8 protein-coding genes are annotated in these 12,217 nt (G+C 69.5%); all 8 read right to left on the bottom strand.

The window, feature by feature from the left end; translation table 11 throughout:
* The 8 genes from MOM01_RS04595 to smc all read right to left on the bottom strand — a co-directional run bounded on the left by MOM01_RS04595 (position 1) and on the right by smc (position 12,208).
* Entirely contained in the window at positions 1 to 243 is a 243-nt protein-coding gene (locus MOM01_RS04595) for an RNA-binding protein (protein WP_006550954.1), read from the bottom strand.
* Positions 243 to 677 carry a 30S ribosomal protein S16 gene (gene rpsP / locus MOM01_RS04590; RefSeq protein ID WP_241384219.1) on the bottom strand — a complete coding sequence of 145 codons (435 nt, stop codon included), beginning with the start codon at positions 675 to 677 and terminating at the stop codon, positions 243 to 245. Before rpsP ends, MOM01_RS04595 begins: the two co-directional genes overlap by 1 nt.
* Positions 678 to 884: 207 nt before the next feature.
* Entirely contained in the window at positions 885 to 2,453 is a 1,569-nt protein-coding gene (gene ffh, locus MOM01_RS04585) for a signal recognition particle protein (RefSeq protein ID WP_241384218.1), read from the bottom strand.
* 116 nt (positions 2,454 to 2,569) lie between these two features.
* Entirely contained in the window at positions 2,570 to 5,110 is a 2,541-nt protein-coding gene (locus tag MOM01_RS04580; RefSeq protein ID WP_241384217.1) for a [protein-PII] uridylyltransferase, read from the bottom strand.
* A complete protein-coding gene (locus MOM01_RS04575) occupies positions 5,100 to 5,438 on the bottom strand; it encodes a P-II family nitrogen regulator (protein ID WP_241384216.1) in 339 nt (112 codons plus the stop codon). Before MOM01_RS04575 ends, MOM01_RS04580 begins: the two co-directional genes overlap by 11 nt.
* A 63-nt stretch (positions 5,439 to 5,501) precedes the next feature.
* Positions 5,502 to 6,809 (bottom strand): ammonium transporter, encoded by a 1,308-nt coding sequence (locus tag MOM01_RS04570; RefSeq protein ID WP_241384215.1) that lies wholly within the window; start codon positions 6,807 to 6,809, stop codon positions 5,502 to 5,504.
* 215 nt (positions 6,810 to 7,024) lie between these two features.
* Entirely contained in the window at positions 7,025 to 8,569 is a 1,545-nt protein-coding gene (gene ftsY, locus MOM01_RS04565; RefSeq protein ID WP_241384214.1) for a signal recognition particle-docking protein FtsY, read from the bottom strand.
* A 12-nt stretch (positions 8,570 to 8,581) separates the two neighbouring features.
* Positions 8,582 to 12,208, bottom strand: a complete 3,627-nt coding sequence (smc, locus tag MOM01_RS04560) for a chromosome segregation protein SMC (protein ID WP_241384213.1) — start codon at positions 12,206 to 12,208, stop codon at positions 8,582 to 8,584.
* Positions 12,209 to 12,217: the final 9 nt, after the last annotated feature.

Genomic DNA, 12,217 nt, shown 5'->3' with positions numbered 1-12,217 from the left:
CTAACGGTCGGTGTCGACGACGTCGACACGGATACCCCGGCCACCGATACCGGTGACGAGGGTCCGCAGAGCGGTGGCGGTGCGTCCGCCCCGGCCGATCACCTTGCCGAGATCATCGGGGTTGACATGCACCTCGACGGTGCGTCCGCGGCGACCTGCGATCAGGTCGACACGGACGTCGTCGGGATGGGCGACGATTCCACGAACGAGATGCTCGACGGCATCGGCGACCACGGCGCTCATTACTCGGCGGCCTCGGTGGACTCGGCCTCCGCGGCCTCCTCCTTGGCAGCCTTCTTCTTCTTGGGCGTGACGGCCTCGGCGGCCGGCTCGTTCTCGGCCTGCGCGAGGGCGGCCTGGAACAGCTCGAGCTTGGAGGGCTTCGGCTCCGCCTTCTTCAGCGTGCCCTCGGCACCCGGCAGACCCTTGAACTTCTGCCAGTCGCCGGTGATCTTGAAGAGGTTGAGGACCGGCTCGGTCGGCTGCGCGCCGACACCCAGCCAGTACTGCGCACGCTCGGAGTCGATCTCGATCAGCGAAGGCTCTTCCTTCGGGTGGTACTTGCCGATGGTCTCGATGGCCCGGCCGTTACGGCGGGTGCGCGAGTCCGCGACGACGACGCGGTACTGCGGGTTGCGGATCTTGCCGAGACGGGTGAGCTTGATCTTGACAGCCACTGCTGTGTTCTCCTTCGGGGTGCGCCTGGGCGCGTGTCACGTGCAATTCGGACGACGCGCCCTTCTGGCACGCCCGGTTTTGCCTCTATCCTGTGACCGCCGCGCGGTACGTAACCGGATGCGACGACAGCGCACCATTCTGCCAGATGCGCGAGCCAGGACGAAACCGGCACCCGGTGGCTCGCGGCCGCCGGATGCCGGTCCGCGTCAGTTCTTGGGGAATTTCAGCTTCGACAGGTCGAAGCCCTCGAGACCCGGAGGAAGCTCGTCGAGCCCCTTCGGCATCTTCGACAGGTCGGGCATCCCGGCGGGCATACCTCCCGGCAGGCCGGGGAAACCGCCGGGCAGGCCGCCCCGGACCTTCGGCGGGGTGGGGCCGCGCCCACCCTTCTTCCCCTTCTTGCCCTTCTTGCGCTGGTTCTTGCGGGCTCCCGGGATACCCATCTGCCCGGCCATCGCGGTCATCATCTTCCGGGCCTCGAAGAAGCGGTCGACGAGCTGATTGACGTCGGAGACCTTCACACCGGAGCCGTTGGCGATACGCAGGCGCCGTGATCCGTTGATGATCTTCGGGTTGGCACGTTCCTCCGGTGTCATGCCCCGGATGATCGCCTGGATCCGGTCGAGCTGCTTCTCGTCGACGTTGGCCAGGGCGTCCTTCATCTGGCCGGCCCCGGGCAGCATGCCCAGGAGGTTGGCGATGGGGCCCATCTTCCGCACGGCCATCATCTGCTCGAGGAAGTCCTCGAGGGTCAGCTCGCCCGAACCGATCTTGCCGGCGGTGGCCTCGGCCTGCTGGGCGTCGAAGACCTGCTCGGCCTGCTCGATGAGGGTGAGCACGTCACCCATGCCGAGGATGCGGCTCGCCATACGTTCGGGGTGGAAGACGTCGAAGTCCTCGAGCTTCTCACCCGTGGACGCGAACATGATCGGCTGTCCGGTCAGTTCGCGGACGCTGAGCGCGGCACCACCGCGGGCGTCGCCGTCGAGCTTGGTGAGCACCACGCCGGTGAAACCCACGCCCTCGCGGAACGCTTCGGCGGTGCTCACGGCGTCCTGGCCGATCATGGCGTCGAGAACGAACAGCACCTCGTCGGGATTCACCGCGTCGCGGATGCCCGCGGCCTGCGCCATGAGTTCCTCGTCGATGCCGAGACGACCGGCGGTATCGACGATCACGACGTCGTACTGCTTGGTGCGGGCCTCGGCGATACCCTGTTCGGCCACCGCGATCGGGTCGGCGGCCGTGACACCGAGCGCGTTGTCGCCGCCACCGATGGAGGTACCGGGGTGCGGAGCGAACACCGCGACGCCGGCGCGCTCGCCCACCACTTGCAGCTGGGTGACGGCGCCGGGGCGCTGGAGGTCGCACGCCACCAGCAAGGGGGTGTGTCCCTGGCCCTTGAGCCATTTCGCGAGCTTGCCCGCGAGGGTCGTCTTACCCGCACCCTGCAGACCCGCGAGCATGACGACCGTCGGAGGCGTCTTCGCGAATCGCAGTCGCCGGGTCTCCCCACCGAGGATCCCGACGAGCTCCTCGTTGACGATCTTGACGACCTGCTGGGCCGGGTTCAGCGCACCGTGGACCTCGGCGCCCTTGGCCCGCTCCTTGATCTTCTTGATGAACTCGCGGACGACCGGCAATGCGACGTCGGCTTCGAGCAGGGCCAGCCGGATCTCGCGGCAGGTCGCGTCGATGTCGGCGTCGGACAGCCGGCCCTTGCCGCGCAGGTCCTTCAGGACCCCTGTCAACCTGTCGGAAAGGGATTCGAACACCGAATGCGCTCCTGAGCTCTGACGAAGATGCGGACAATGCTGCGAACCAGGGTAACCGCTCGTGTCGAGGCGCGACCGCGGGTGGCCCGCCCCCCGGCGACGGGTCACCCGCACGGTCACTTCGTGTCGGCAACCTCGGCCGGGCCGGGAGCGGGCAGGACCGCGAGAAGCTCCCCTTCGAGACGTTCCCGGGAGACGCGGGTGTGGGCGCCGGCAAGATCGACGCAGAACGAGTCGATCACCGTCGAACCCAGCGTGCTCACCCGCGCCCATCGCACGTCGGCTCCGACACGTTCGAAGACGTCGGCGAGTCGGCACAACAGTCCGATCCGGTCCTCCGATCGGATCTCGAGCACGACCTGACCCGGTTCGTTCGTCTCGAACCAGATGATCCGCGGCGGCGCGAGTGCCCCGCTGACGGGCACCGCTCGCGCTGTGCGTTCGGGAAGCCGGCTCTCGAGCGCGGCCCGGTCCTTCGCCTCCAGTGCCCCGAGCAGGTCGAGATCACCGGATTTCGCCCGCACGAGTTCCTGCCGTAGCAGGGCGGCTTCCGGAGGAGAACCGAACCGCGGAACCACGACGAACGTGTTGACGGTACTGCCGGCGTGGCTGGCGATCGACGCCGAGAGCACCCGCAGACCGTGCAGCGAGAGCACTCCCGCCTCGTCGGACAGCACTCCCCTCTCGTCGGGCGCGACGAAGGTCGCGGTGAAACTGCGGCCGTCCTCGCGCGCCTCGAGCGCGACGTGCAGGGCGCCCTCCTCGGCGAGGCGAACGAGCCCGGGGTCGATCGGATCCGGCGCGGGCAACTCGTCACCCGCCATCATCATCCGGCAACGACGCACGAGTTCCCGGATCAGAGCCGCCTTCCAGTCACCCCACACGCCGGGGCCCGTGGCCTGCGAGTCCGCCTCGGCGAGAGCGTGGAGCAGATCGAGCAGGACCGGATCGCCGCCGAGCGCATCGACCACCGACGCCACCGTCTCGGGATCCTCGAGATCCCGGCGGGTCGCGGTATGCGGCAGCAGCAGGTGGTGCCGCACCATTGCCGTGAGCAGGGCGAGATCCGACGGCCACAATCCCATCCGGCGCCCGATCTGCAGGGCGAGCTCGGCTCCGACCACGGAGTGGTCCCCGCCGCGGCCTTTGCCGATGTCGTGCAGCAGCGCTCCGAGCACGAGCAGGTCCGGGCGCGCGACCCGCGTGGTCAGTTCGCTCGCGTACACCGCCGTCTCGACCAGATGCCGGTCGACGGTCCAGGTGTGGACGGCGTCGCGTGGGGGGAGATCGCGTACCGCACCCCATTCGGGGAGCAGCCGTCCCCAGAGCCCGGTCCGATCCAGCGACTCGATGACGTCAACCGCCCGGCGGCCCGAGCCCAGGAGCACCAGAAAGTCGTCGAGCGCCTCGCGTGGCCAGGGCTCGCGCAGCTCGGGAGCGTGGTCGGCGAGCCGGGTGAGTGTCGCCGCCGAGACGGGCAACCCGCCCTGCGCGGCCGCAGCAGCGACCCGCGTGATCAAACCCGGGTCCCGGCGCGGATGGGCGTCGCGCGCGAGAGCCACCTCTCCCCCGTGTTCGACGACTCCCTCGTCGAGGGGACGTCGTACCGGCCCGCGACGCAATCGGGACAGGCCCTTGCGCGGTAGCGAATTCGCGGCCGTGCGCAGACCCACGTCCACGGAGTAGCTGACGGTACGGGCCGATTCGGTGAGCACCCGCGCGAGATCGAAACGGTCCCCGATCCGCAGCGCCGCGGCGATCTCGTCGGCGTCCTGGGCACGCAGCTGATCACGGGATCGGCCCGCGACGCGGTGCAGTTCGGTGCGGACATCGAGCAGTCTGCGGTGGGCGGCCGCGAGGCCGCCGCCGGGCACGTCCGGCCCCAGTCCCGGCATGCCGTCGGTGAGCTGCGCGACGGACAGGGCATTGAGCAACTGCACGTCCCGCAACCCGCCGCGACCGCTCTTGAGGTCGGGCTCGGCTCGGTGAGCGATCTGTCCGCTTCGCTCCCACCTCGCCTCGGTCATCTCGATGAGTTCGTCGAACCGGGAGCGGATCCCGGTACGCCACTGACGCCGCACACCGCCGATGAGCAGATTGCTCAGCTGGGCGTCGCCCGCGATGTGCCGGGCCTCGAGCATCCCCAGCGCAGCGGTGAGATCGGCCGAGAACACCTGGAGGGCCTGCGGAACGGTCCGGACGCTGTGGTCGAGTTTGATGTGCGCGTCCCACAGCGGATACCAGAGCTGATCGGCGACCTTCGACACCACGGCCGGGGCCATGTCGTCGTGGAGCAGGATGAGATCGAGGTCGGAGTACGGGAGCATCTCGCGGCGGCCGAGACCTCCGACGGCGACGATGGCGAAGCCACCCTCTCCCTTGATCCCGACCTCGGAACTCTTCGTCGTCAACCAGAATTCGTGCAGGTCCACGAGGGCATGGCGCAGGGCGACCGTGTCCAGCCGGCGGCTACGCGGCCCCCCGGAGAGCAGGGTGTCGCGGGCCACCGCCAGGTCGGCGGCGGCGCCCGGCGCAGGCGAGCGGCCCGAGGACCCGACCTCAGACTTTCGGTCCGAGTACACGGGAGGCCCCGATCCCGCTGCCCGGGCAGCGGAATCAGGGCCTCGAGTGCCGGACCCCTTGGGGTCAGAGTGCATCCGAACCTCGTTCTCCGGTGCGGACCCGGACCACGCCTTCCACGGGGGTCACCCACACCTTGCCGTCACCGATCTTCCCGGTGCGGGACGCCTCGACGATGGTCTCCACGACCTTGTCGACAGTGGCGTCGTCCACGACGACCTCGACGCGCACCTTCGGGACGAAATCGACGGAGTATTCCGCCCCGCGGTAAACCTCGGTGTGGCCCTTCTGCCGGCCGTAGCCCTGGACCTCGCTGACGGTCATTCCGAGCACACCCGCCTGCTCGAGACCTGCCTTGACGTCCTCGAGCGTGAACGGCTTGATGATCGCCGTGATCAGCTTCATATCCTCATCCTTCCCAGTGCCCGCTGGCCGCTGTCTTCACTGCTCACTGTCGTGGTCTTCTTATCACTTGAGAGCCGGCGCGAAGTCGTATGCGGATTCCGCATGCTCGGCTTCGTCGATACCGCGGGCCTCTTCCTCGTCGGTCACGCGCCAGCCCATCGGCTTGAGCGCGAAGGCGATCACTGCAGTGACGATGGCGGTGAACACCAGGGCGACGACTGCGATGACGATCTGAATGACGAGCTGCTTGTAGTCGCCACCGTAGAACAGTCCGGTCTCGGTGCCGAGGAAACCGATGGCGACGGTGCCCCACAGGCCCGACACGAGGTGGACACCGACGACGTCGAGCGAGTCGTCGTAACCGAACCGGTACTTCAGGCCCACCGCGAGGGCGGACAGGACACCGGCGATCACACCGAGCGCGATCGATCCGACCGGGCTCAGCGAACCGGCAGCGGGAGTGATGGCCACCAGGCCTGCGACCGCACCGGAAGCAGCACCGAGGCTGGTCGCCTTGCCGTCACGGAACCGCTCGGTGACGAGCCAGCCGAGGATGGCGGCAGCAGTGGCGGTGGTGGTGTTGACCCAGGCCAGGCCGGCGGTGCCGTCGGCGGCGAAGGCCGAGCCCGCGTTGAAGCCGAACCATCCGAACCACAGCAGGGCGGCGCCGAGCATGACGAAGGGCAGGTTGTGGGGGCGGAAGGCGGTGCGTCCGAAGCCGGCGCGCTTGCCGACGACGAGAGCCAGGACCAGGGCCGCGATACCGGCGTTGATGTGCACGACCGTGCCACCGGCGAAGTCGATCGGGTGAACCGCGGCGGTCAAGCCGCCCTCACCGTCGTCGACGGTTCCGAACAGTGCGGCCGCGATGCTGTCCTCGGAGCCCGACAGCAGTCCGCCACCCCACACCATGTGGGCGAGCGGGAAGTATGCGCAGGTCACCCAGATCGCGACGAACGCCATCCACGTACCGAACTTCACGCGCTCGGCGAGCGCACCGCTGATCAGCGCGGTGGTGATGATCGCGAAGGTCACCTGGAAGCCGATGTCGATGATCTGCGGGTAGTTGCCGAGTCCGGGGAGGAACTCGCCGTTCTCGTCGTAGATGGCACCCTGCAGGCCGAACTGTTCGAACGGGTTCGCGAAGATGCCGAGCACGTTCTGGGTCCCGTAGGACATGGACCAGCCCCACAGCACGTAGATGACACCGATGAGCGCCATCGCGCCGAAGGACATCATCATCATGTTCAGCACGGACTTGGACCGCGACATCCCACCGTAGAAGAACGCCAGGCCCGGGGTCATCAGCAGCACGAGGGACGCAGCCATCAGCATCCATGCCGCGTCGCCCGTGTTCACCACTTCCTCCACTTGCAACCTCCCTGTAGGCCGCGCCGAGCGGCGCGTTGTCGAGGGAAAGCTTGCTGCCCCGATGTTTCGGTGGAGGCGCTGCGCTGTTTCGTCGGCGTGAACGCAGGAAGCGACCTTGTTTCGTCCTTGTTTCACAGTGTTCGCAGCGGCGTCCTCACCGACGAAACCGGCCGCTGTCCGCAGGAGCGGACAGCGGCCGGAGGGCCCGGGACGGATCAGCCGAGCAGAGCGTCGACGAACGCCTCGGGTTCGAACGGGGCCAGATCGTCGGCACCCTCACCGAGGCCGACGAGCTTGACCGGGACGCCGAGCTCGTGCTGCACCTGGAAGACGATGCCGCCCTTCGCGGTGCCGTCGAGCTTGGTGAGCACCACGCCGGTGATGTCGACGACGTCGGCGAATACACGGGCCTGCATCAGACCGTTCTGTCCGATGGTCGCGTCGAGAACGAGCAGCACCTCGTCGACAGCGGCCTTCTTCTCCACGACGCGCTTGACCTTGCCGAGCTCGTCCATCAGACCGGTCTTGGTGTGCAGGCGGCCGGCGGTGTCGACGAGGACCGCGTCGACACCGTTCTCGATGCCCTTCGCCACGGCATCGAAGGCGACCGCGGCCGGGTCTGCGGCCTCCTTGCCCCGCACGACCTCGGCGCCGACCCGTTCGGCCCACGTCTGCAACTGGTCGGCGGCCGCGGCACGGAAGGTGTCGGCCGCGCCGAGCAGCACTCGCCGCCCGTCTGCGACGAGGACCCGGGCGAGCTTGCCGGTGGTGGTGGTCTTACCGGTTCCGTTGACACCGACGACGAGCAGCACCGCGGGGTGGTCCTCGTGCGGAAGTGCCCGGATGGAGCGGTCGAGTTCGGGCCGCAGCTCGTCGACGAGCACGCTGCGCAGGACGGCACGGGCATCGGCCTCACTGCGCACGTTGTGCGCGACCATCTCCTCGCGGAGGCGGTCGACGATCTTCGTCGTCGTGGCGGCGCCGAGGTCCGCGACGAGCAGGGTGTCCTCGATCTCCTCCCAGGAGTCCTCGTCGAGGTCGCCACCGCCGAGCAGACCGAGCAGGCTCTTGCCGACCGCGGACTGCGAGCGGGCCAGCCGGCCGCGCAGGCGGACGAGGCGTCCCGCGGTAGGCTCGATCTCCTCGATCGGCGGCGCCGGCGGGACGGCGGCCGGTCCGGCCGGTTCGACAGGGGCGGGCAGTACCTCCGGCTCGGCGACCGTCTTCGTCTCCGTCTCCGGCGCGGTCTCGGGTCGGGGTGCCGGCTCGGGCTCCGGAGCGACCTCGGGTTCGACCCGCTCGGGTGCCGGACGCGACGGTTCGGGGACGACCTCGGGCTCGACGGGTTCGGGTGCCGGACGCGTCGGTTCCGGCGCGACCTCCGGTTCGACCGGTTCGGGTTCTGCGGGCTTCGGCTTCGGCTCTGCCGGCTTCGGTTCCGCAGGGGCAGGCGCCGTCGGCGGGGCTTCGGTGACCTCCTCCGGCAGCGGCACGGTAGGTGGTGCGGGCGGCGCCGGTTTCGGTGCAGGTTTCGGCGCGGGCGCGGGCGCCGGCGGCGCGGCCGCCCCCTGCGAGAAGTTGAATCCGCTCTGCGCCTTGTAACCGCCGGAACGGTCCTTGGTCTCGGCGGAATCGATCTGCGGGGTCTCGGGCGCCTTCAGTGACACCTGCCGACGACGGTAGAGGGTCAGACCGACGACCAGCGCGACGAGAACGACCGCCAGCGCGGCGGCGATGACTATCCAGGCTCCGGTACTCACTCACCCATACTGTCAGGCGCGGAGCTCGTCTTCCGGTTCGGGGACCGATGTCGCGACCTCCCGGCCGCGCAGACGCTGCGAGATGACCCTGGTGATGCCGTCGCCCCGCATGCTCACGCCGTACAGCGCGTCGGCGACCTCCATCGTGGGTTTCTGATGCGTGATGACGATGAGTTGGGACTTCTCCCGGAGTTGCTCGAACAGGCCGATCAGACGCCGCAGATTGGTGTCGTCCAGCGCGGCCTCGACCTCGTCCATGACGTAGAAGGGTGACGGGCGCGCCCGGAAGATCGCGACGAGCATCGCCACCGCCGTCAGGGACTTCTCCCCGCCCGACAACAGCGACAGCCGCTTGACCTTCTTGCCGGGCGGGCGGGCCTCGACCTCGATCCCCGTCGTGAGCATGTCGCTGGGGTCGGTGAGCACGAGCCGGCCTTCACCGCCGGGGAACAGCTTCGCGAAGACCTGCTCGAACTCGCGCTCGACGTCGGCATACGCCTCCGTGAACACCTGCAGGATGCGCGCGTCGACCTCCTCGACCACGGCCAGCAGGTCCTTCCGGGCGTTCTTGACGTCCTCGAGCTGGGTGGACAGGAAGTTGTAGCGCTCTTCGAGGGCTGCGAACTCCTCAAGCGCGAGCGGGTTGACCCGCCCGAGCGTCGCGAGATCCTTCTCCGCACGCTTGGCCCGGCGCTCCTGTGTCGCCCGGTCGTAGGGCATGGGTTGCGGCGCGACGACCTGCTCGCCTCGTTCGCGGGCCTGTTCGTATTCGGCCATCTCCAACGGCGTCGGCGGCAGCGGCACGTCGGGGCCGTATTCGGCGACGAGATCGTCCGGGGCGATTCCGTGTTGTTCGAGGATGTTCTGCTCGAGCTGCTCGATACGGAGTACCGCCTGGGCGCGGGCGACCTCGTCGCGATGCACCGCGTCGGTGAGCTGATCGCGCTGCGCCGTCAGTTCACGTACGAGTTCGCGGGCCCGGTCGAGTTGTTCGGAGCATTCGGCGCGTCGGCGGTTCAGCTCGTCCCGTTGCGTGAGCGCCGCCGCCACCGCCACGTCGAGTTCGCCGGCGAGCCGTTGCCCTGCTTCGGCGACGGCCGCGGCGACGGCCGCGGCCTGTCGTCGCGCGACACGCGCGCGTTCGGCACGGGCGCGGGCCTCTCGCTCCGTCTGCGCCGCACGACGCAGCGAATCCGCTTTGCCACGAAGCGCTTCGGCGCGCTCCTCGGCCGTGCGGGCGGCAAGTCGCGCCTCGACCTCCACGGACCGCACCTCGGCGAGGGCCGCCGCGGCCATCTCCCGTTCGACCGCGGTGTGCTCGGTACCGGCTCCGTCTCCGGTCCCCGCCGAGTCGTCCTCCGCCAGGTGCAGCCGTTCCTCGAGTTCGACGAGCTTCTCGCGTGCCGCGTCGCGTTCCTTCTCCGCTTCGGCACGCTGGGCGGCGAGGCGGCCGGATTCGGCATGCGCGGTCCGTGCTGCCTGCCCGAGACGCCCGAGCTGCTCGTAGACAGCGGACATCGCGGCGTCGGATTCGTTGAGCGCGGCGAGGGTCTGTTCGACGTGTTCGGCGCGTTCGGCCTGCTCGGCGAGCGCACCCGCCAGGGCCGCGGCCAGTTCCTCCGATCGGCGCACGGCCTGCTCGAGACCGGCCCGTGAGGTGTCGATGGCCGCCTGGATCTCGAGGGTGCTCGGGGCACGATGGGAACCACCGATCAGCCAGCCGGCTCCGGCGAGATCTCCCCCGCGGGTCACGGCCCGCAGATCGGGCCGGGCGGCGCACACGTCGAGGGCGGTGAGCACGTCGTCGACCACCACCGTGCGGGCGAGCAACCCTTCGACGCCACCGCGCAGGTCGGCGGGGCACTCGACCACCGCACGCAGCCACCGCGCCCCGGCCGGCAGCTCGCCGGTGTCGCCGGGGCCGGCCGCGCCGGGAAGTACGAACGCCACCCGGCCCTGATCGGCCTCGGCGAGCGCCGCGACCGCCGAGGTCGCGGCGTCGGCCGACGCCGCTTCGAGGGCATCGGCCGCCGCGCCGAAGGCCGCGGCCACCGCGGCCTCGTATCCCGGGGACACGCGGAGCCGGTCGGCGAGCCGGCCGACGAGCCCCTCCCCGGGGCGCTTGTCGAGCAGCCATGCGGCACCGTCGGTGCGTTCGAGTCCCATCGACAGGGCCTCGATGCGCGCACCGAGCGACGCGACCTCCTTGCCCGCGGCCCGTTCGGCTTCCTGGAGCTCGGCGACCCGTTCGTCGGCGAGCCGCACTGCCTCGAGCGCACGCTCGTGCTGGGCGTCCGCGTCGACCTCGCCGGCGTCGAGGTCGTCGATCCGGGCCTGCGCGGTCTCGAACTCGGCCTGGGCTGCGACCCCGCGCAGCCTGGCCTCCTCGATGGCCACGGTCAAGCGGGCGATCTCCGCATCGATCGATTCGGCACGGGTGCGGACGGTGTCCACCTGACCTGCCAGTCGTGCCAGCCCCTCACGACGATCGGCGACGGCACGCACCGCGGCCAGGTGCGCGCGTTCGGCCGCGGTTGCGGCCTCCTCCTGGGCAGCGAGCTGTTCTCGTGCCGCCTCCAGGGCTCCGTGCGCGATCTCGACGGCCTCGATCAGTTCCGCCTCCTCGGCGGCGATCCGGTCGGCTCGTGCCTCCATCTCGTCCGGGTCCTGGCCGGAACGATCCTCCGGTTCGGCGTGCAGGTGGCGTGCGCGTTCCTGCGCGACCCGCACGGTCGCCGAGACACGTTCGGCGAGTGCGGACAGCCGGAACCAGGTCTGCGAGGCCGCTTCGGCGCCCGGGGTGAGCTGCGCGAGTGCGTGTTCGTGGCGGGCGAGTTCGGCGTTCGCGTCGTCGAATGCGGACAGCACGTGGTCGAGGCGCTCGCGGACCATCCGCTCCTGCTCGTCGTGTCCGGCGAATTCGGCCCGGCGGGTGACCAGGTCGTCGGCGGCCAGACGTAGCCGGGCGTCGCGCAGGTCCGCCTGGATGGTCTGGGCGCGTCGCGCGACCTCGGCTTGACGCCCGAGCGGTTTGAGCTGACGGCGCAGTTCCGCGGTGAGGTCGTTCAGACGGGCGAGATTGGCCTGCATCGAGTCGAGTTTCCGCAGCGCCTTCTCCTTGCGCTTGCGGTGCTTGAGCACACCCGCGGCCTCCTCGACGAAGGCGCGCCGGTCTTCCGGCCGCGATTCGAGAATCGCGGCCAGGCGTCCCTGCCCGACGATGACGTGCATCTCGCGGCCGATGCCGGAGTCCGACAGCAACTCCTGCACATCCATGAGACGGCACGCGCTGCCGTTGATCTCGTACTCGCCCGCCCCGTCGCGGAACATACGGCGGGTGACCGAGACCTCCGAGTACTCGATGGGCAGTGCGCCGTCGGAGTTGTCGATCGTGAGAGTCACCTCGGCACGACCGAGGGGCGGACGACCTGCGGTTCCGGCGAAGATGACGTCCTGCATCTTTCCGCCTCGCAGGGCTTTGGCGCCCTGCTCCCCCATCACCCAGGTGAGCGCGTCGACGACATTCGACTTGCCCGAGCCGTTGGGCCCGACCACACAGGTGATGCCGGGTTCGAAGCGGAGAGTCGTGGACGAGGCGAAGGACTTGAAACCCTTCAGCGTCAGACTCTTGAGATACACGGGGAACGA

It is taken from the genome of Rhodococcus sp. CH91 (genome assembly GCF_022554085.1).
GTDB lineage: Bacteria > Actinomycetota > Actinomycetes > Mycobacteriales > Mycobacteriaceae > Rhodococcus.
This window is presented reverse-complemented; position numbering and strand designations above follow the sequence as displayed.